Source organism: Rhizobium binxianense (assembly GCF_028994275.1).
In the GTDB taxonomy this organism is placed as follows: domain Bacteria; phylum Pseudomonadota; class Alphaproteobacteria; order Rhizobiales; family Rhizobiaceae; genus Rhizobium; species Rhizobium binxianense.
In genome coordinates this window covers 1,934,488-1,954,869 of sequence record NZ_CP118713.1, presented here as the reverse complement: position 1 = coordinate 1,954,869, position 20,382 = coordinate 1,934,488, and the positions used below count along the sequence as shown (strand labels likewise).

Here is a 20,382-nt window from a genome sequence, read left to right as displayed (position 1 = left end):
CTTTCTCTCCCCGAATTATATAGTGGATGGAAACCCGTCCAGCATGGCCGGGTTCAATTCTCACTTAAAGGGAGAGCCCGAAGGCGCATGTCAGCCATCCGCGGCGAAAAGGTCACGTTTCGCAAGAAGGATATCGTTGCGCTGGACCGCTTGCCGTCCGCCCAGGCCGAGGATCCGATCATCGTCCATTGCCCGCCGCCGCGTTCGCCAATGCGACGCACGGCGAAGCTGACGCTCGGATTTCTGGGGCTGATTCTGCTTATTCTCGCGGCGATCGTCTTCACCGTCGAGAGCGGCATGTTCGACAAGCCGCTGTCGCAGCAGGCGCAGGCGGCGCTGAATAGCGTGGCCGGACCGCGCTACCGTGCCGAGGTCGGCTCCACCGTCATCCGCTTCACCTCGGACTTTCGGCTGGCGCTTGAAGCGCGCAACGTTAACATGATCGACCAGGAGAGTGGCCAGCACCTGTCGACGACGGGTTCGGTGCGCCTGGGGCTCGATCCGCTGCAGCTTTTCCGCGGCCGCATCGCCGTCGCGGACATCGAGGCGGAGGATATCGCGCTCGATACCGCGCTTCTGCCGTCCGGCAATCCCGTCAAGCTCGACGACCTGCGCATCGACGCTATGCCGGCGGCGATGGAGAAGATCTTCTCGCAGTTCGACATATTCGACAGTATCGTGACCCGCGGCTCGACCAATTCGGTGCGCATCTCCGGCATCGACATCAAGCTTGCCGATACCGCCAACGGTCCGCTGTCGCTCGTCATCGACAATCTCGTCTTTGCCCATGCCGGCCCGTCCTCGTTGCAATTGACCGGCGAAGTCGCGCTCAACGGTGAGGTGGCGGAGCTCGACGTGCTGGCCGAGAAGGAAGACGGCCACGTGTCGAAGGTCGTGGCGACGCTGAGGCATGCCGACCTCACGCCCTTCGGGCTGAAACGCAACGATCAGGGCGCCATACGCCAGGGGCTCAACGCCTTTGCCGACCTCACGGTGTCGGCCACCCGGGGGCGCGATGGCGTGCAGCCGGCGCTGGCGGCGACGGTCGACATCGGTGCCGGCCTGATCTATGCGGATGGCGATCCGCAGGAACTGTCGGGCGGGCAAATCAACCTCGTCTACGATTTCGACAAGCAGACGCTCGAAATCGCCCGGTCGAACGCCCGGTTCGGCGCGACCACGGTCCCGATCAACGGTGCGCTCATCGATCTCGACAAGCTCGATCCGCAGGCCGGCAAAGGCTTCGGCATCGACCTCCTCGTCAGCGGCGGCACGGCAGCCCCAGGCGGCTCCGGCGAGCAGCCGCTCTCCTTCGACATCCAGGCGACCGGTCGCTACATGGTCGCTGGGCGGGAATTCCAGTTTCCCAACATGACTGTCTCCAGCCCACTCGGCGCGCTTTACGGATCACTTGATGTCAAGCTCGGGGACAAATCGCCGGAGATCAGCTTTGCCGGCCAGTCAGCACAACTGCAGACGACGGCGATCAAGCAGCTCTGGCCCTTCTGGATGGCGCCCAAGGTGCGCACCTGGGTACACGGCAACCTCTTCGGCGGCACCGTCACCAACGCCGCCATATCAGTCTTCATTCCCTTCGGCAGGCTGGACGAGGCGGCCGGCGGCAGGGGGTTGAAGCTCGACGCCAACCAGATCCGCATCGGCTTCGACATCGCGGGCGCGCGGATGAACGTCGCCGGCGACATTCCGCCGATCCGCGACACGTCAGCCCATTTCGACCTGACCGGCCCCGTCGCGACGATCGCGATCAAGAGCGGCACGTCCTATTTCCCCTCCGGCCGTTCCGTCGGTCTCGGGCAGGGGACGTTCATCATGCCTGCCACCTACGACAAGCCGCTGATGGCGGATATCGATCTCGCGGTCTCCGGGGCAGCGGACGCCGTTGGCGAGCTTCTGACCTACCGGCCGGTGCGGGTGCTGCAGCGCGCCGGCTTTACGCCCGACGATCTCAAGGGGCGGATCGAGGCGCATGTGAAGGCGCATTTCGGCCTGCTCTCCTCGCAGAACCCACCGCCGGCCGAATGGACGGCGGCAATGAAGCTCACCGATATTGATCTTGCCAAGCCGTTTTCCGGCCGCACGATCAGCAATCTCGACGGCACGCTGAACGGCAATCCGAAACAGATCACCCTTGACGCCAAGGCCCAGATCGACGGCGTCCCGGCCGATATCGATCTTACTGAGCCGGTCGAGGCATCCGACAGCGCGAAGCGGCAGCGGGTGATCACCGCGACGCTGTCCGAAGACCAGCGCAACAAGCTGATACCCGGCCTTTCCGGCATCATCGGCGGCAGCGTGAAGATGGTGCTGACGCGGATCGACGACGACCGGCAGGACGTCCAGCTCGACCTCACCAAGTCGCAACTCGACCTGCCGTGGATCGGCTGGTCGAAGGGCAGCGGCATTGCGGCCACGGCCGAATTCGAAACCTCCGGCCCGGCCGACAATACCGAGATCAAGAACTTCCGGCTGAAGGGCGACGGCTTCGGTGCCAACGGATCGCTGAACATTGGCAAAGGCGGGCTGATCTCGGCTGATTTCGACAGCGTCAAGCTCTCCTCGCTCGACGATTTCGCCCTGTCGGTGAAACGCAGCAAGGGCAATTTCGACGTCTCGGTCTCCGGCGACAGCGCCGATGCACGGCCTGTCATCGCGCGGTTGAAATCGGGCTCTGACGGCGATGGTGGTGGCGATGCCGGCGACACCGGCGTATCGGTGCGCGCCAGGCTGAAAAACGTCATCGGCTTCAACGACGAGAAGATCGGCAATTTCCAGGCGCAGATATCACTGCGCGGCGACAAGCTGCAGACGCTCAATTTCTCCGCCGTTACCGACAGCGGCGAGGCCGTGGTCAGCCAGATGAAGGACGGCGGCGTCATCAACATCACCAGCGGCGATGCCGGCGCGGTGTCGCGTTTCGCCGACCTCTACCAGCACATGCAGGGCGGCCTGCTCAATCTGGCGATCCGGCTGGGGGCAGAGGGCGGCTGGGATGGTTCGCTCGACGTCCGCCGCTTCGCGATCGTCAACGAACAACGCCTGCGCTCGATCGTTTCGACGCCTGTGGGAAGCGAGCAGCGCAGCCTCAACGAAGCCGTCAAGCGCGATATCGATACCTCGTCGCAGCGCTTCCAGCGTGGCTTTGCCCGTGTCGTCTCGCGCAATGGTATGGTCGGCATCGAGAACGGCGTGCTGCGCGGCGACCAGATCGGCGCAACCTTCCAAGGCATCGTGCGTGACCGCAAGGGCAATATGGACATGACCGGCACCTTCATGCCGGCCTACGGCCTCAACCGGCTCTTTGCTGAACTGCCGCTGATCGGCGTCATCCTCGGCAACGGCAGCGACCGCGGCCTGATCGGCATCACCTTCAAGCTGACGGGCAAGTTCGACCAGCCGAACCTGCAGATCAACCCGTTGTCGATCATCGCGCCCGGTGTTTTCCGGCAGATCTTCGAATTCCAGTGAAGCAGCCAAGGCAGGAGAGTTTTCACCTGAGGAGATGGTCGAGGCCTCCACCTGCCGGCAATTTCGGTATCGCTGAAGGGCGTATTTTAGTGCATTCTGATGTATGCTGCGGTCTCAGCCCGGAAACAACGGCCGTCGGAGAATGCCATGCAGTGCTCCCGGACAGTCTCTTTCTCATCGGTCGTGATGATCGTCGTCTCGATCGGCCATCAGGCTTCGTATTCTGCGGAGAAGGGCGCGCGGCCAAAGCCGCCCGAGAGCATCCGCTCCGGCCATATCCTTGCGGTTCCCCTCGACGCGACGGTGACGCCGCCGATCTTCTCGATCAGTTGGTGGTCGCGGGTGAAACCGGCTTCAAACGTCAATCCGCCGGGCTATCTTGTTCGAGAGACCAAACGGAATGACGCTGAAAACCAGCAAAGAGCTGAATGATCATCTCGCCGCCGTGGCTAAACAAAGAAAAAGCCGGCGTGGACGCCGGCTTTGGTATCTGTTCGGAATTGAGGCCGTTTACGCCGCGCGGCGGATCAGGATGTGCTTCTTCTTGCCGAGCGAGAGCTTGATGATGCCGTCGGCGGTGATTTCGCCGCTGCCGATCATCTTGCGTTCGTCGCTGACCGCCTCGTCGTTGATGCGGACAGCGCCGCCCTGGACGTGACGGCGAGCTTCGCCATTCGACGCGGCAAGGCCGGCACGGACGATCAGCGACAGCAGGCCGATGCCCGCGTCGAGTTCGGAGGCGGGCACGTCGACCGAAGGCAGGTTTTCCGAGAGGCCACCTTCCTCGAAGGTCTTGCGCGCCGTTTCGGCGGCCTGTTCAGCGGCCGGGCGGCCATGGAGGATCGCGGTGACTTCGGTCGCCAGGATCTTCTTGACCTCGTTCAGTTCCGACCCGCCGATCGCCGAAAGCCGGGCGACTTCATCCATCGGCAGAGTGGTGAAGAGCTTAAGGAAGCGCGGCACATCGGCGTCTTCGGTATTGCGCCAATATTGCCAGAAGTCATAGACAGGCAGCAGATCGGCATTCAGCCAGACCGCGCCGGATGCCGATTTACCCATCTTGGCGCCCGAAGACGTCGTCAACAGCGGCGAGGTCAGCGCATAGAGCTGCTGCGTCCCCATGCGGTGACCGAGATCGATGCCGTTGACGATATTGCCCCACTGGTCCGAACCACCCATCTGCAGGCGGCAGTCGTAGCGCTTGGCAAGCTCGACGAAGTCGTAGGCCTGGAGGATCATGTAGTTGAATTCCAGGAAGGACAATGACTGCTCGCGGTCGAGGCGCGTCTTCACACTGTCGAAGGACAGCATGCGGTTGACCGAGAAATGGCGGCCGACATCGCGCAGGAACTCCAGGTAATTCAACGTACGCAGCCATTCGGCATTGTTGATCATCAGTGCGGCGTTGCCAGGCTTGCCGTAATCGAGATAGTTCGAAAAGCAGCGCTTGATCGACGCGATATTTTCTTCGATCGTCTCGATCGTCATCAGCTTGCGGGCCTCCTCCTTGAAGGAAGGATCGCCGACCATGCCGGTGCCGCCGCCCATCAGCGAGATCGGGCGATGGCCCGTCGCCTGCAGCCAGTGCAGCATCATGATCTGCGTGAGATGGCCGACATGGAGGCTGGATGCCGTCGGGTCATAGCCGATATAGGCCGTCACGGTTTCCTTGGCGAACAGGTCGTCGAGGCCGCTTTCATCAGAGATCTGATGAATGAAGCCGCGCTCTTTCAGCGTGCGGAGGAAATCGGACTTGAACTCGGACATGGGTTTCGTCTCTTGATATCTGCGTTCGACCCGTGGGGCTCGCGCAAGTTCGTTGTTGTTGATCTGTCGCGGCGCGTTTAGCACTGTTTTTATAAAAGTGCATCCGGGAATCGCATGGGAGGCAAGCCTCATGGATGTCATCAGGACTGCGATCGGCCTGATGAGCGGAACGTCGATGGACGGAATCGACGTCGCGCTGATCAGGACCGACGGCCGCGGCTTCATCGAGCGCGGGCCGTTCATGGGCGTGCCCTATGACGCCGATTTTCGCCGGCGGCTGAAACGAGCGCTGGAACTGGCGCGGCCGCTTCGCGACAGGCGTGAACGGCCGGAGGAGCTTCGCCGGATCGAACTTGAGCTGACCTTGCGGCATGCAACTGCCGTTACGGCATTTCTGGAGCGTTTCGAGCTTTCTGCCGATGCCGTCGATGTTCTCGGTTTTCATGGCCAGACCGTGCTTCATCGCCCGGATGAAGGATTGACGATCCAGATCGGCGACGGGGGGGAATTGGCGCGCCGGACCGGCATATCGGTGGTCTATGACATGCGCGCCAACGACATGGTTCATGGCGGGCAGGGTGCGCCGCTGGTGCCGGCCTATCACGCGGCACTCGCAGGAAAATTCCAGCAGGCGGGACAGGCGGTGTGTTTCGTCAATATCGGTGGTATCTCCAATCTGACATTCATTGGTACGGATGGCCGGATCGCGGCCTTCGACAGCGGTCCGGGCAATACGCTGATCGACCAGTGGGTGGAGATGCAGACCGGCAAAACTTATGATCCCGGCGGCGAGATCGGCGGGCGCGGCAAGGTCGTGGCCGCTCTCGCGGAACGGTATCTGCAAAGCCCGTTCTTCCGCGGCAATGTTCGCCGTTCGCTCGATCGCGGCGATTTCGCGCCGCTGCGGCCCGAGGAGGCGAGCCTCGAGGACGGCGCCCGCACGCTGGCGCATATCGCCGCCGCCTCGATGATCAAATCTGCCGGCTTCCTGCCCGAGAACCCATCGATCTATATCGTCTGCGGCGGCGGGCGGCTGAACGCCACCGTGATGGCGGAGTTTTCGGCTATGGCCGAAAGGCTGGGCTCGAAGGTATTGACGGCCGAACAGGCCGGCTTTGACGGCGATGCGATGGAGGCCGAGGCCTGGGCCTATCTCGCCGTGCGCTCGCTGGACGGGCTGCCGCTGACATTTCCCGGCACGACGGGGGTGGGCGCCGCCGTCAGCGGTGGGGTGCTGGCAACGCCATGAGACAGCAGCAGGTCATACTGAAGACGCCACGGCTCAGCTTTGTCATGTGGGACGAAGGCGATGCGGCCCTGGTGCAGCAGCTGCATTCGACCATGGCGACGACCCGATATCTTCCCGGCCAGGCGCCATGGAGCCTGGAGAAGGCCGAAGAGCGGGGCTGGTTCGTGGAACAGGCACGCGACGGCACGACTAAATACAAGATCGTCGCCGAGGACGGCGGTTTCCTCGGTCGCGCCGGCATTTCAAAGTTCAGGGGCGAGCAGTTCGAACTTGGTTATTCCCTGCGCGAGGAAGCGTGGGGCAAGGGCATGGCAACCGAGGCGGCAATCGCGCTTTCCGACTGGTTCTTCGACAGGCAGTTGGCATCCGGCTTCATCGCCTTCACGCATCCCGAAAACATCGCCTCGCAGCGCGTCCTCCAAAAGATCGGCATGCGCGAACGCGCGCCGATCCTGATCGATGGAGTGCTTGACACGGCTTTTGAACTCACCGCCGATATGCGGCTGGCGAAGCCCTAACTTTTGACGGCGACTGGCCGGACATTGGATCCGTGCCCAGCGTGATTGCCATCCTCGACTCCCCTGACCTGGGCGATGAACGAGAATTTCTTGCGCAGGCCGAGGATGGGTTTCTCGATGAAATGCCAGGACAGCACCGCAACGGCGAGAGCCGAGGGCAGGCCGACCAGATAGAGCGCCAGCGCACCATATTTCGGGTAGAGAAAGATTGAGGGGAACGCGCTGATCCAGATCTGCAAGAACGGATCATGATAGAGATAGACGCCGTAGGAATAGTCGCCTTTCCTGAAAAAGGCCGGAATGGGCACCTCCGACAGGCCGATGTAGACCGTGATGTAGACGAGCGAGGTGATGACGATCGGCCTGTTGATCACCGACTCGATCGATCGGCTGTCGAGGGTGAGGATGGCGACGATGCAAACCAGGCAGGCGGCGGCGAAAAGCCAGCGGGAATGCGGAACGACCGATTTGAACTGAAAGACGACGATGCCCATCATGAAGGCCGTTATCAGCTGGGAGCCGCGGCTCATGAACAGGAAGCGCGCGATCGGCTTGATTGAACCGGGCAACAGATAGGGCATCTTCTGTACGATGAGACCGATGACGATGTAGGCGATCGTCACGCCGAGCAGCTTGTAACGCGTCTTCACGATGGCGGTGATCATCAGGAATGACATGATGATGTAGCAGAAGATCTCCCAGGGAACCGTCCAGAGAGCGCCGTTGACACGCTGGCTCGGATTATCCTGGAAGACGCCCGGCAGCTCGTAATGGATCCAGCCGACGATATTCAGGAAGTATTTGAAAAACCGCGGATCGGTAAAATATTCGGCGTGATAGACGATCGTTACGATCGGTCCGATGATCAGCGAACAAACGACGATATCGACGGCAAGTGCCGGAACGATGCGCAAGCCGCGATTGATCAGAAAATTCCCCAGGCTCAGGCGCTGGGCGCTGCCGGCAATCAGAAATCCGCTCAAAGCGAAAAACATCGGAACAAGAGCGTATTCGGTGAACCAGAATACCGACCCTCTGATGAAGGCATCATTCCGCGTCAGCAAAAACGAATGCGTTAATACGATAGAAAAGGCGAGTCCAATTCGAAGAAAGTCGAACCCCGGACCGATACCCCTATACTTATCCAGGACTTCCCCGAACGACTTGGTCATTGCGGACCTCGCTTTAGTTAGGATCGCGAGGACCCTACCGCACTGCAATATATATTGCAACACGATAGGTGATCTGTTCTGGCACAGCCGGCGGGGTTGTGTACGGCCCGTCTCCACAGGGAGAAGACGGGCTCGTGTTATGGCGTCAGCGGATCCGCTTGGCGGCCGGTTCCGGCACCAATTCACCGTTGAGGCGACGGTCGAGGTAATCCTCGCATTCGCCCATCAGCGTTTTCACCTGGCCGTTGAAGAAGTGGTTGGCGTTGGCAACGGTGCGGTGGGTGATGAGAATGCCCTTCTGGGTCTTCAGTTTCTCCACCAGGCCGTTGACATCCTTTTCCGGTGCCACCTTGTCTGCCTCGCCGTTGATGATCAGGCCGGAAGAAGGGCAGGGCGCCAGGAAGGAGAAGTCGTAGGTGTTCGGCTGTGGGGCAATCGACATGAAGCCCTCGATCTCCGGCCGGCGCATCAGGAGTTGCATGCCGATCCAGGACCCGAAGGAATAACCGGCGACCCAGCAGGTCTTCGAATCGGGATGCAGGCTCTGCACCCAGTCGAGCGCGGAGGCTGCATCCGAGAGTTCGCCGGCGCCATGGTCGAATTCGCCCTGGCTGCGGCCGATGCCCCGGAAATTGAAGCGCAGCGTCGTGAACCCGCGCTTCTGGAACATGTAGAAGAGCTGGTAGACGATCTGATTGTTCATCGTGCCGCCGAACTGCGGATGCGGATGCAGGATCAGGGCGATGGGCGCGCTTTTTTCCTTGGAGGGCTGGTAGCGGCCTTCAAGACGGCCGGCTGGGCCGTTGAAAATAACTTCGGGCATTGGTACTCCGGGTTTATTTCGCGTTCGCGCTGCGTTGGACGACAACATGACTTGACTAGTGTTGTCAGCTTTTCTAAAACGCAGTTTAGAACAATTCGAAACTTGCATGGCGATCCACGCATCGTGGAATGTGTCATAAGGCAAGCCCGGCGGAAATTTCAAGAAAAATGAGCCGCGGGTGCTGAAGCAAGCTCGTCAAGCGCAGGACTGAAGATCATGGCGCCGCCACGCCTTTATCTCGACTGGAATGCCACAGCGCCGCTGCACCCCGCAGCGCGCGAGGCGATCATGCGCGCCATCGACATTTTCGGCAATCCAAATTCGGTTCACGGCGAAGGCCGCGCCGCCCGCGCCGCGATCGAAGGCGCACGGCGCAAAGTGGCGGCTCTGGTCGGCACCGACGCCGGCAATGTGGTCTTTACCAGCGGCGCGACCGAGGCCGCCAATCTGGTGCTGACGCCGGATTTCCGCATGGGCCGGACGCCGCTTCAACTCGGCCGTCTGTATTTTTCGGCGATCGAACATCCGGCGGTGCGCGAGGGCGGCCGCTTCGCCAGAGAGAAGATGACGGAAATCCCGGTGACGGAAGCCGGCATCGTCGATCTCGACGCGCTCGGCGCATTGCTCGACGCTCATGATAAGGCCGCCGGCCTGCCGATGGTCGCCATCATGCTGGTCAATAACGAGACGGGCATCGTCCAGCCTGTCGAGGCAGCGGCAAAGATCGTGCACGCCCATGGCGGGCTCTTCGTCGTCGATGCCGTGCAGGCGGCCGGGCGCATCGCGCTCGACATCAACCGGATCGGCGCCGATTTTATGATCGTCTCCTCGCACAAGATCGGCGGGCCGAAGGGTGCGGGCGCGCTCATTGCGCGCGGCGAGGCGCTGATGCCGCGGCCGCTGATCCAGGGCGGCGGGCAGGAGCGAGGTCACCGCTCGGGGACACAGAATTCACTGGCGCTGATCGGCTTCGGCGCGGCGGCTGAGGCTGCGGTAGAGGAACTCGAGACGCGCAACGCGGCGATCGGTGCCATGCGCGAGCGGCTGGAAGCCGGCATGCGCCAGGTGGCCTGCGATGTGATGATCCATGGCGAGGGCGGCGAGCGCGTCGCCAATACCATTTTCTTCACCCTGCCGGGGTTGAAGGCTGAGACCGGGCAGATCGCTTTCGATCTCGAAGGCGTGGCACTTTCTGCGGGTTCGGCCTGCTCGTCCGGTCGGCTCGGCGAAAGCCATGTGCTGACGGCGATGGGCCGCGACGCCAAGCTCGGGGCGCTGCGCATCTCACTCGGCTTTTCGACGACCGAAGAGGATGTCGACAGGGCGATTGCGGCTTTCGCGAAGATTGCCTGCCGGCGCAAGCTGGCGGGCGAGGCGGCCTGACCGCCTCACAAACTTGCGGAAACGCAAATTTCCGCTTGCCAATCGGGCTGAAAAGTCCCTTTTGGCCTCTTACATCAGGCTAAGTACTTGCCCGACGAGAAGGGCAAGTGAATTGCCCAGACGCTACAAGCTGCCGGACCTTGTATCCGGCGAGATTGGAGAATGAAATGGCTGCGGTGCAGGAAACAATCGACCAGGTCCGCCTGATCGATGTGGACCAGTACAAATACGGTTTCGAGACCGTCATCGAAATGGACAAGGCGCCCAAGGGCCTGTCCGAGGATATCATCCGCTTCATTTCTGCCAAGAAGCAGGAGCCGGAATGGATGCTGGAATGGCGTCTCGAGGCCTATCGGCGCTGGCTGACGCTGGAAGAGCCGACCTGGGCGCGCGTCAATTATCCGAAGATCGATTTCAACGACATCTATTTTTACGCCGCGCCGAAGAGCACGCCCGGTCCGAAGTCGCTCGACGAGGTCGATCCGGAACTGCTGAAGGTCTATGAAAAGCTCGGCATTCCGTTGAAGGAGCAGGAAATCCTGGCTGGCGTCGAGAAGCCGAGGATCGCCGTCGACGCCGTCTTCGACAGCGTTTCGGTGGTCACCACCTTCAAGGCAGAGCTGAAGAAGGCCGGCGTGATCTTCATGTCGATCTCGGAAGCGATCCGCGAGCATCCGGAACTGGTGCAGAAGTATCTCGGCTCCGTCGTTCCGACGAGCGACAACTATTATGCGACGCTGAATTCGGCCGTCTTCACCGATGGTTCCTTCGTGTTCGTTCCGAAGGGCGTTCGTTGCCCGATGGAGCTTTCCACCTATTTCCGCATCAACGAGAAGGGCACCGGCCAGTTCGAGCGCACGCTGATCATCGCGGAAGAGGGCGCCTACGTCTCCTATCTCGAAGGCTGCACGGCCCCGCAGCGCGACGAAAACCAGCTTCATGCCGCCGTGGTCGAACTCGTTGCGCTCGATGACGCCGAGATCAAATATTCGACGGTGCAGAACTGGTATCCGGGCGACAAGAACGGCAAGGGCGGCATCTACAACTTTGTCACCAAGCGCGGCGATTGCCGCGGCGACCGCTCGAAGATCTCCTGGACGCAGGTCGAAACCGGCTCGGCGATCACCTGGAAATATCCGTCCTGCATCCTGCGCGGCGACGATAGCCGCGGCGAGTTCTATTCGATCGCCGTCTCCAACGGCCACCAGCAGATCGACAGCGGCACCAAGATGATCCATCTCGGCAAGAACACGTCGAGCCGCATCGTCTCCAAGGGCATCGCGGCCGGTGTTTCCAACAACACCTATCGCGGCCAGGTCTCGGCCCACCGCAAGGCTTCGAACGCACGCAACTTCACCCAGTGCGATTCGCTCTTGATCGGCGACAAGTGCGGCGCTCATACCGTGCCCTACATCGAGGCGAAGAACTCGACGGCGCAGTTCGAGCATGAAGCGACGACCTCGAAGATTTCCGAGGACCAGCTGTTTTACTGCCTGCAGCGCGGTATCCCCACCGAAGCGGCGATCGCGCTGATCGTCAACGGCTTCGTCAAGGAAGTCCTGCAGGAACTGCCGATGGAGTTTGCGGTCGAGGCGCAGAAGCTGATTAGCATCTCGCTGGAAGGCTCGGTCGGCTAACATGAACGAGACGGACAAGAAGCGCATTCTTGGACGTCTGGAGAATATGCGCGGAGAGATATTGGCGAAAATTCGCCCCCGCGAGCAGAGATATGAAACCGAGAAGCCGCCGGAGCAGCCCTATGTGTTTCTCCAGCAGCGCATGGAAAAGCCGGGAAAGATCGTTCAGGGGATCCCGGAATTTCTCGAATGGCTTTGGCTCGTAACGGTCGCGGTTTTCCGTGTCATCCGTTTCTTTTGGCGATAGCACCGAGCCCAACATGTTGATGTCCTTAGAAATTATGCGAGGCTCTGATGAGCTGCGCAGAGAAAACGCAGGAAACAAAGATGCTTGAAATCAGAAACCTTCATGCCCGCATCGCCGAGGACGGCACCGAGATCATCCGTGGTCTGAACCTGACGGTGAAGGCCGGCGAAGTTGCCGCGATCATGGGGCCGAACGGCTCCGGCAAATCGACGCTCTCCTATGTGCTGTCCGGCCGCAGCGACTACGAGGTCACCGAGGGCGACATTCTCTATAACGGCGAGAGCATTCTCGAGCTCGATCCGGCCGAGCGCGCCGCCAAGGGCATTTTCCTGGCCTTCCAGTATCCTGTCGAAATTCCGGGTGTCGCCACCATGCAGTTCCTCAAGGTGGCGATGAACGAGCAGCGCAAGGCGCGCGGCGAAGACGAGCTGACGACGCCTGACTTCATGCGCCGCGTCAAGGATGCCGCGGGCAAGCTGCAGATCAATACCGAGATGCTGAAGCGGCCGCTGAATGTCGGCTTTTCCGGCGGCGAGAAGAAGCGCGCCGAGATCCTGCAGATGGCGCTGCTGGAGCCGAAACTCTGCGTGCTCGACGAAACCGATTCCGGTCTCGACATCGACGCGCTGAAGATCGTTGCCGACGGCGTCAACGCGCTGCGCTCGCCGGATCGCGCGGTCGTGGTCATCACCCATTACCAGCGCCTGCTCGACTATATCGTGCCGGATACGGTTCACGTGCTCTACAAGGGCCAGGTGATCAAGTCGGGCGACAAGACGCTGGCGCATGAGCTTGAGGCCAACGGCTATGCCGACATCATCGGCGCGGCGGCCTGAGTTCGGGTGGAAAGGACGACGTCCATGAACATGCAGACGACGAGCCGCCTGACTGCGGCCGAGACGGCGCTGATCGAGGCCTTCAACCATCAGATCGGCGATTTGCCGGGCAACGGTGCGGTGACGGCTCTGCGCGACCAGCTTCTCGACGACCTGAAGAAGGCCGGCCTGCCGACGCGCCGCATCGAAGCCTGGCACTATACCGACCTCAAGAATCTTCTGCGCACTGTCCCGCCGCAGGCGGGTGATGCCGGCTCGGAGGCTTTGGAGCCGCTCGTTGCTGATTCCGCAGTGCTGACGGTGATCCAGGGCCATTCCAACCAGAAGGCGACGGTCGACGGTCTTGGCGTTTCGGCCTATTCCGAACGTCTGCTCGACGGCTCCGCCGCGGACAGGCTCGATGCGCTCGGCAGCGACGACGCGGTCGGCCGCATCAACGGCAGCTTCGTGCGCGACGGCTATGTCGTCGACGTGCCTGCCGATACCGAGCTTGAAAATCCCGTTGAAATCCAGTTCGTCCATGCCGGCGGGCAGGCACATACGCGCCTTCCCGTGTCCTTCGGCGCCGGCGTCAAGGCGACCTTCATCGAGCGTCACCTTGCGGTATCAGGCGATGCCGCGCTCGTGTCTCACGTCAGCGACATTGCTGTCGGCGAAGGCGCCGAGCTGACCTGGATCATCCTGCAGCAGCAGGGGGGCGACGATACGCATCTCGGCCAGATCCGCGTCGATCTCGGCGCCGATGCGAAGCTCCGGCTGTTCGTCATCAACGCCGGCGGCAGGCTGGTGCGCCAGGAGTTGCATATCAAGGTGACGGGCGAGGGCGCTGATCTGACCCTGCGCGGTATCAACCTGCTTGGGGCAGAAAGCCATACCGACGTAACGATGGTGCTCGGCCACGACGTGCCGCATACCGGCTCGACAGAAGTGATCCGCAACGTCGTCTTCGACCGGGCCAAGGGCGTCTTCCAGGGGATGATCCGGGTGGCGCCCGATGCGCAGAAGACCGATGCCAAGATGGCCTGCAACACCTTGCTGATGTCCGACGATGCCGAATTCTCGGTCAAGCCCGAGCTCGAAATCTTCGCCGACGATGTGCAGTGCGGCCATGGGGCGACGGTGACCGATATCGACGCCAATCATCTTTACTATCTGATGGCGCGCGGTATTCCGGAGAAGATCGCGCGGGCCATGCTGGTCAACGCGTTCGTCGCCGAGATCGTCGAGGAACTGGAAGACGAGGCCCTGGTCGAAGCGCTGGAAGGCGTGATTTCGGCCTGGCTCGAAAAGCACGCCTGATCGGATACATCAATGGACAAGATCGTGCCGGCCACTGAGTACGACGTCGAAGCCATCCGCCGGGATTTTCCGATCCTGGCGGAGAAGGTGCACGGCAAGCCGCTGGTCTATCTCGACAACGGCGCTTCGGCCCAAAAGCCGCAGGTGGTGATCGACGCCATCTCGCATGCCTACGCCCACGAATATGCCAATGTGCATCGCGGCCTGCACTATCTCTCCAATGCGGCGACGGATGCCTATGAGGCAGCGCGCGAGAAAGTCCGCCGTTTCCTCAATGCGCCCTCGGTTGATGATATCGTCTTCACCAAGAATTCGACGGAAGCGATCAATACCGTCGCCTATGGCTGGGGCATGCCCAAAATCGGCGAGGGCGACGAGATCGTCCTGACGATCATGGAGCACCATTCCAACATCGTGCCCTGGCACTTCATCCGCGAGCGGCAGGGCGCCAAACTCGTCTGGGTGCCTGTCGACGACGAGGGCGCCTTCCATATCGAGGATTTCGAGAAGAGCCTGACGGAGCGCACCAAGCTCGTCGCCATCACCCATATGTCGAATGCGCTCGGCACGATCGTTCCCGTCAAGGAAGTCTGCCGGATCGCGCATGAGCGCGGTATCCCGGTGCTGATCGACGGCAGCCAGGGTGCGGTGCATCTGCCCGTCGACGTGCAGGATATCGGTTGCGACTGGTATGTCATGACCGGCCACAAGCTCTACGGCCCATCCGGCATCGGCGTACTCTACGGCAAGAAGGAGCGGCTGCAGGAGATGCGTCCGTTCCAGGGCGGCGGCGAGATGATCTTCGAAGTCGCCGAGGACACCGTCACCTATAACGACCCGCCACATCGCTTCGAGGCCGGCACGCCGCCGATCGTACAGGCGATCGGGCTGGGCTATGCGCTCGACTACATGGAGAAGATTGGTCGCGAGGCGATCTCCAGGCATGAGGCCGATCTTGCGGCTTATGCTGTCGAGCGCCTGAAGTCGGTCAATTCGCTGCGGGTGTTCGGGACGGCGCCCGATAAGGGCAGTATCTTTTCCTTCGAGCTTGCCGGAATCCATGCCCATGACGTCTCGATGGTGATCGACCGGCAGGGTGTTGCGGTCAGGGCCGGCACGCATTGTGCCATGCCGCTCTTGAAACGCTTCGGCGTCACATCCACATGCCGTGCATCCTTCGGCATGTATAATACCCGCGCCGAGGTCGATGCCCTGGCCGATGCGCTTGAATATGCGCGCAAGTTCTTTGCTTGAGGAGTGTCCGTGATGAGCCTGGACGAAAGCGAACAGAAGATCGACGTGCGCGAAGGCATCGTGCATTCCAGCATTCCGGCCGATGAGCTGGCTCGGCTCAGCGACGACGTCATCAGTGCGTTGAAGACCGTCTACGACCCGGAAATCCCCGCCGACATCTTCGAACTCGGTCTGATCTACAAAATCGACATCGAGGATGACCGGATGGTGAAGATCATGATGACGCTGACAGCGCCCGGCTGCCCGGTTGCCGGCGAGATGCCCGGCTGGGTCGAAAATGCCGTCGGCGCCGTCGAAGGTGTGTCGGGCGTCGAGGTCGCAATGACTTTCGATCCGCCGTGGACGCCGGACCGTATGTCCGAAGAGGCGCAGGTCGCGGTCGGCTGGTATTGATAGAGCCGGTATTGATCCGTTTACCTCGGAAGACTACATTTTGAATCACGAAGCACCGGATCTTGACCCCGGTTGTGGAAGGAGAATGAGCCGATGGGCTTTGCAATCATGAGCATGACGGACGGGGCTGCGGCCCGCGTCAAGGCGATCGTCGAAAGTTCTGGCCCGGAGGCCAAGGGTGTGCGCGTCGGCATCAAGAAGGGCGGTTGCGCCGGGATGGAATATACCATCGACCTGGTGACCGAGCCCAATGCCAAGGACGATCTGATCGAGCGCGACGGAGCCAAGGTCTGGGTCGAACCATCGGCCGTGCTCTATCTTCTCGGCACCGAAATGGGCTTCGAGCAGACCACGCTGCGCTCCGGCTTCACCTTCACCAACCCGAACCAGACATCGGCCTGCGGCTGCGGCGAATCCGTCGAGCTGAAACCTGCCGATCTCGCGGCCCTTGCCGCACAGCGCCAGGGTGAGCCGGCGCATTAACTGACAGCCTTCAGGCCGGCGGAAAATTTTCCGCCAGCACGTTTCCGGTGAAATCGGGCGAGTTCAGTCGCGCTTGATGCTCATGAGCATTTCCCACATGTCGGCGCCCGTCTCGAAGACCACGGCGTTTGCCTTGTAGCTCTGCTCGGCTTCGATCAGGTCGGTCAGTTCGGTGGTGGGATCGACATCCGACGCCGTCGGGCTGACGACCGCTTGGACGCCGCCTGGTTCAACGGAGGCAAGGCTGGTGTTCAGCCTGGCATAACCCGGCGTGCTGCTGTTTGCGATGTTGTTGGCAATCGCGCCGACCCGCGTCGTCTGTGCCCGCATTCCCGAAAGAGCAGTGCTCGCAATGCCCGATATGCTCATCAGCCGTTTCCCCAGAACTGGATGAAAGTCTTGTACATGCAAGGGTTTAGAGAATGCTGAAGGCGTTGCGTTAGCAAAGACCTATCGGTGAGGGCGTATTGCTATCCATCTGTTCCGGATTGGCACGGAACAAGATAGGCGGGGCGCAGAACCATGAAGCAGCTTCGCTATCGCGACGCCACCCAGTCGTGCCAGTCGCTTTCATTGCCGTTGAAGACGTTGAGGTCGATCTTGCCGTCGACGCCATCGGAAAGGCCTGAGCCGGAATATTGCCAGAACAGCCACTTGCGGCCCGGATAGACCTTGGAGGGGTGAGCGGCCACCGAGCGCAGCCAGAAGGGATAGTCGAGCATTTGGCCCTTCAAATTGTCGCGGTAGAAGTCCGGCGCCGTGTAGATGATCGGGCGCTGCCCGTAATAGCGTTCCAGCTTGTCCATGAAGACCTGCATTTTTTCCCGGACGCGGGCGGGAGAAATGCGCCGCTTGCAGCTGGATTCGCCGTTCCATTCGACATCGATAACGGGCGGAAGTGCGTTGGCTTCCCTCGGCACGTTGCGGATGAACCAGTCGGCCTGCTCGCCGGCTGTCCGGCACCAATAGAAGAAGTGATAGGCGCCGTGTTTCAGACCGGCTTCCTTGGCCCGGCGCCAGTTCTTCTTGAACATCGGGTCGAGGTGATCGCCACCATCGGTCGCCTTGATGTAGACGAAGTTCGCGCCCTGCTGCCGCAGCGTTTCCCAGTCGATCTCGCCTTGCCAACGCGACACGTCGACGCCGTGCACGGCTAGCTTTCTGGGTGACGTGGAGCCGAAATTGATCGGCTTGGCGTCGCGGAAGCGGTGACCGTAAATTCGCGAGCGTGTCGGCGATTTCGTACCGACGTCGGGATCGATCCCCGGGTTGGCGGGCATGAGCATCGCCACCGGCCTTTCCGTCGGCATCGGCATCCCGACCGGCCTGTCTGCGGGCACGAGAGCCTGCGGCTCCGGAACCTGCCCAGCCCAGCTCAACGGCTGCTGCGGCGGACTTGCCTGCGGCGCGGGATCACCCACGGCAGCAGCCGGTATCGGGCCGCTCGGCTGGGTGATGGCGTTGGTCGTTTCCCGCGACGGCACAGGGGTCAGCACATCTTCGGCGCCGGAACTGGCGGCGCATCCCGAAAGAATCAGGGCGGCGAGGAGGATTGCTGGCACAGCCGATGGACGCATGAGAACCTGCACGCAAAACAAGGGATCGACGGTGATCCATGTTGATGGAAGCCGCCTTTATGAATTGCTAACAGAGACTTGCTAAGAAAGGTTAAATTTGACCGATGCCTCAAAACTGAGATGACCGAGTTCGCGCCGCGCATCGAAGTTTGGCGCGGAAATTCTCCATGTCGACGTCGCCACAGCCTCAGCGACCGGCTCGCATGCCCGCAATCAGAATATCGATGAGTTGCCTTGCCGCATCCCGCCAGGCGGGGCCGCAGCTGATGCTTGCGCCGCCCGCCAGCGCGCGCAGGATATCGAGCGGGTCCATGGCCAGACGGATTTCGCCGGCGGCGACCGCGCGATCCACCAGCAGATTGACGGCACCTATGATCAAATCGGCAGAATCGGCATAGAGCTCGGAGGTGCCGCCGACCAAAGAGTCCAGCACCTCGGACATGCCGCGTTTCGTCACGACATAATCGACGAACTGCACCAGCCACAGGCGAAGCGCTTCGACAGGCGGATGTGTCTCGGCGAGGCTTTTGGCGGTAGCGGCCAGTTGCGTCGTCTCGTTGCGGTAGATGGCGGAAACCAGTGCGTCGCGCGTCGGGAAATGGCGATAAAGCGTGCCGATGCCGACGCCGGCGATGCGGGCGATTTCCTCCAGGCTGGCGCTGGAACCCTTGTCGGCAAAGACGGTCTTTGCCGTTTCCATCAATAGAAGGCGGTTGCGTTCGGCATCCGCACGCGGCTTTCGGACGGTGGGCCCGTCACTTTTTTCGGCCATTAACGAGAAGTCCCCTTGATAAACGGAGGAACCCTCCGTATTTATCTGGAGGCATCCTCCTTTTATTCCATTTGAGGCCGGTGGGCAATGGTTCACCAGTCCGGAGCGGTGCGTCCATGATCAAGGAGATAATCATGAGTGGAGTTTTTGGCGCTACATCGACCACCGACGAGGTGCTCGCCGGCGTCGATCTCAAGGGCAAACGCGTGCTGGTGACGGGTGTTTCGGCCGGCCTCGGCGTAGAAACCGCGCGTGTGCTGGCAGCCCACGGAGCGCAGGTGGTGGGTACGGCCCGTGATCTTGCAAAGGCGAGAGCGGCAACGGAAGTCGTGCGCGCCGATGCGGCCAATGGCGGCAGCCTCGATATCGTCGCGCTCGATCTTGCCTCTCTGGCAAGCGTGCGCACCTGCGCCGATGCGCTCATCGCGGATGGCCGCGATGTCGTCATTGCCAATGCCGGCGTGATGGCTGCTCCCTTCGGGCGCACCGCCGATGGTTTCGAAACGCAGTTCGGCACCAACCATCTTGGTCATTTCGTGCTGGTCAACCGCATCGTACCGCTCGTCAAATCCGGCGGCCGTGTGGTGATCGTCGCATCCTCGGGCCATCGCATGGCGCCTTTCAGCCTCGAAGACCTCAATTTCGAGAGCAAGGCCTATGAGCCCTGGGCGGCCTATGCCCAGTCGAAAACCGCAAATATCCTGTTCGCGGTGGAACTCGACCGGCGCCTCCAGGAGCGCGGTATCCGTGCGACGGCACTGCATCCCGGCGGCATCCAGACCGAGCTTGGCCGTCATCTCGACCCGGGCATGATCGAAGGCATAATGGCGCAGATCAACGCGGCACTCGCCGCCGAGGGCAAGCCGCCCTTCCAGCGGAAGACGATCCCTCAGGGTGCGGCTACCTCCGTCTGGGCAGGTTTCGTCGCCCCGGCAGACGCGGTCGGCGGCAGATATTGCGAGAATTGCCATATCTCCGAGGTGACGGATGCGGAGGTCAGCCCGATTTCCGAAGGCGTGCGCAGCTACGCGCTCGATCCCGAGACCGCCAGAGCATTGTGGGTCAAAAGCGAGGATATGGTCGGCGAGCGCTTCTAGCGCTTTAAACCGGCACGCTTTGATGCTGAAAGAGAGCAGGGGACCGGACCGGTGCCCCCTGTCCAGGCATCGAACCTGGTTGAGCCACACGGGCGTCGCGTGTTCATCGTCCATCCCAGCGGTTCTTTGTCGATCGCCGCCGTTCAAGCCTTTATGTCGAGGTCCGCTTCGACTGCGGCGGCGATGAATGCCTTGCGTGCATCCTCGCCGGTGCGCTTGCCCTTGATGACGTCGGCGCAGATCAGTAGCGCCTGGTCGAGTGCGGCGCCATCTTCCGTCGGCCAATCCTCGATCATCGCCCAGGAGGCGGCCTGGGTGTTATCGATGGTCACGTATTGGCCTGGCTCTTCGAAAGCGATGAGCACAGGCTTCGACCAGGGCGCCTGCAT

At 61.4% G+C, this 20,382-nt stretch carries 20 protein-coding genes; 13 read left to right on the top strand and 7 right to left on the bottom strand.

The genetic code is table 11. The features are described from left to right. Positions 1-87 precede the first annotated feature (87 nt). Complete coding sequence (locus tag PO860_RS09760; protein WP_273883775.1) at positions 88-3,486, top strand: YhdP family protein; 3,399 nt, start codon at positions 88-90, stop codon at positions 3,484-3,486. Positions 3,487-3,633: 147 nt separating this feature from the next. After that, a complete protein-coding gene (locus tag PO860_RS09755; RefSeq protein ID WP_273880800.1) occupies positions 3,634-3,918 on the top strand; it encodes a hypothetical protein in 285 nt (94 codons plus the stop codon). Between the two features lie 78 nt (positions 3,919-3,996). Here PO860_RS09755 and tyrS read toward each other — a convergent pair whose 3' ends face one another. Further along, entirely contained in the window at positions 3,997-5,253 is a 1,257-nt protein-coding gene (gene tyrS / locus PO860_RS09750; protein WP_183607211.1) for a tyrosine--tRNA ligase, read from the bottom strand. A 130-nt stretch (positions 5,254-5,383) separates the two neighbouring features. On the opposite strand from tyrS, the gene PO860_RS09745 reads away from it, so the two are divergent. After that, on the top strand, positions 5,384-6,502 hold the full coding sequence (locus tag PO860_RS09745; protein ID WP_273883774.1) for an anhydro-N-acetylmuramic acid kinase: 1,119 nt from the start codon (positions 5,384-5,386) through the stop codon (positions 6,500-6,502). Next, positions 6,499-7,020 (top strand): GNAT family N-acetyltransferase, encoded by a 522-nt coding sequence (locus tag PO860_RS09740; RefSeq protein ID WP_273883773.1) that lies wholly within the window; start codon positions 6,499-6,501, stop codon positions 7,018-7,020. The genes PO860_RS09745 and PO860_RS09740 overlap by 4 nt, the downstream gene beginning before the upstream one ends. Here the strand turns inward: PO860_RS09740 and PO860_RS09735 are convergent. Together PO860_RS09735 and PO860_RS09730 are read right to left on the bottom strand one after the other, a co-directional pair. Continuing rightward, a complete protein-coding gene (locus tag PO860_RS09735; RefSeq protein ID WP_273883772.1) occupies positions 7,017-8,192 on the bottom strand; it encodes an acyltransferase family protein in 1,176 nt (391 codons plus the stop codon). The two genes, PO860_RS09740 and PO860_RS09735, sit on opposite strands and share 4 nt — an antisense overlap. Before the next feature lie 145 nt (positions 8,193-8,337). Next, positions 8,338-9,015, bottom strand: coding sequence for an alpha/beta hydrolase (locus PO860_RS09730; RefSeq protein ID WP_275038270.1), 678 nt, complete (start codon positions 9,013-9,015; stop codon positions 8,338-8,340). A 216-nt stretch (positions 9,016-9,231) separates the two neighbouring features. Here PO860_RS09730 and PO860_RS09725 point away from each other — a divergent pair, with 216 nt between their 5' ends. The 8 genes from PO860_RS09725 to sufA all read left to right on the top strand — a co-directional run bounded on the left by PO860_RS09725 (position 9,232) and on the right by sufA (position 16,547). After that, positions 9,232-10,398 (top strand): cysteine desulfurase family protein, encoded by a 1,167-nt coding sequence (locus PO860_RS09725; RefSeq protein ID WP_275038269.1) that lies wholly within the window; start codon positions 9,232-9,234, stop codon positions 10,396-10,398. Positions 10,399-10,565: 167 nt separating this feature from the next. Continuing rightward, the gene (sufB, locus tag PO860_RS09720; RefSeq protein ID WP_183607216.1) at positions 10,566-12,035 is read left to right on the top strand and encodes a Fe-S cluster assembly protein SufB; all 1,470 of its coding nucleotides are present in this window, start codon (positions 10,566-10,568) and stop codon (positions 12,033-12,035) included. Position 12,036: 1 nt separating this feature from the next. Next, positions 12,037-12,282 (top strand): hypothetical protein, encoded by a 246-nt coding sequence (locus tag PO860_RS09715; RefSeq protein ID WP_275038268.1) that lies wholly within the window; start codon positions 12,037-12,039, stop codon positions 12,280-12,282. Between the two features lie 80 nt (positions 12,283-12,362). Beyond that, positions 12,363-13,118, top strand: coding sequence for a Fe-S cluster assembly ATPase SufC (sufC, locus tag PO860_RS09710; RefSeq protein ID WP_183607217.1), 756 nt, complete (start codon positions 12,363-12,365; stop codon positions 13,116-13,118). Between the two features lie 24 nt (positions 13,119-13,142). Next, the gene (gene sufD, locus PO860_RS09705) at positions 13,143-14,417 is read left to right on the top strand and encodes a Fe-S cluster assembly protein SufD (protein WP_275038267.1); all 1,275 of its coding nucleotides are present in this window, start codon (positions 13,143-13,145) and stop codon (positions 14,415-14,417) included. A 12-nt stretch (positions 14,418-14,429) separates the two neighbouring features. After that, positions 14,430-15,671: a cysteine desulfurase gene (locus PO860_RS09700; protein WP_273880794.1), complete on the top strand. Its 1,242-nt coding sequence runs from the start codon at positions 14,430-14,432 to the stop codon at positions 15,669-15,671. Between the two features lie 12 nt (positions 15,672-15,683). Beyond that, positions 15,684-16,064 carry an SUF system Fe-S cluster assembly protein gene (locus tag PO860_RS09695; RefSeq protein ID WP_003559708.1) on the top strand — a complete coding sequence of 127 codons (381 nt, stop codon included), beginning with the start codon at positions 15,684-15,686 and terminating at the stop codon, positions 16,062-16,064. Positions 16,065-16,157: 93 nt separating this feature from the next. After that, the gene (sufA, locus tag PO860_RS09690; RefSeq protein ID WP_183607220.1) at positions 16,158-16,547 is read left to right on the top strand and encodes a Fe-S cluster assembly scaffold SufA; all 390 of its coding nucleotides are present in this window, start codon (positions 16,158-16,160) and stop codon (positions 16,545-16,547) included. 63 nt (positions 16,548-16,610) lie between these two features. On the opposite strand, the gene PO860_RS09685 is transcribed toward sufA, so the two are convergent. The 3 genes from PO860_RS09685 to PO860_RS09675 form a co-directional block, all read right to left on the bottom strand. Continuing rightward, the gene (locus PO860_RS09685) at positions 16,611-16,916 is read right to left on the bottom strand and encodes a flagellar basal body rod protein FlgC (protein WP_183607221.1); all 306 of its coding nucleotides are present in this window, start codon (positions 16,914-16,916) and stop codon (positions 16,611-16,613) included. A 167-nt stretch (positions 16,917-17,083) separates the two neighbouring features. Continuing rightward, the gene (locus tag PO860_RS09680; RefSeq protein WP_273880792.1) at positions 17,084-18,124 is read right to left on the bottom strand and encodes a glycoside hydrolase family 25 protein; all 1,041 of its coding nucleotides are present in this window, start codon (positions 18,122-18,124) and stop codon (positions 17,084-17,086) included. A gap of 187 nt (positions 18,125-18,311) precedes the next feature. Then, positions 18,312-18,896, bottom strand: coding sequence for a TetR/AcrR family transcriptional regulator (locus PO860_RS09675; protein WP_275038266.1), 585 nt, complete (start codon positions 18,894-18,896; stop codon positions 18,312-18,314). A 134-nt stretch (positions 18,897-19,030) separates the two neighbouring features. Here PO860_RS09675 and PO860_RS09670 point away from each other — a divergent pair, with 134 nt between their 5' ends. Then, positions 19,031-19,993 carry an SDR family NAD(P)-dependent oxidoreductase gene (locus PO860_RS09670; RefSeq protein ID WP_275038265.1) on the top strand — a complete coding sequence of 321 codons (963 nt, stop codon included), beginning with the start codon at positions 19,031-19,033 and terminating at the stop codon, positions 19,991-19,993. A 143-nt stretch (positions 19,994-20,136) separates the two neighbouring features. Here the strand turns inward: PO860_RS09670 and PO860_RS09665 are convergent, their stop codons facing one another. Beyond that, complete coding sequence (locus PO860_RS09665) at positions 20,137-20,382, bottom strand: DUF982 domain-containing protein (protein ID WP_183607696.1); 246 nt, start codon at positions 20,380-20,382, stop codon at positions 20,137-20,139.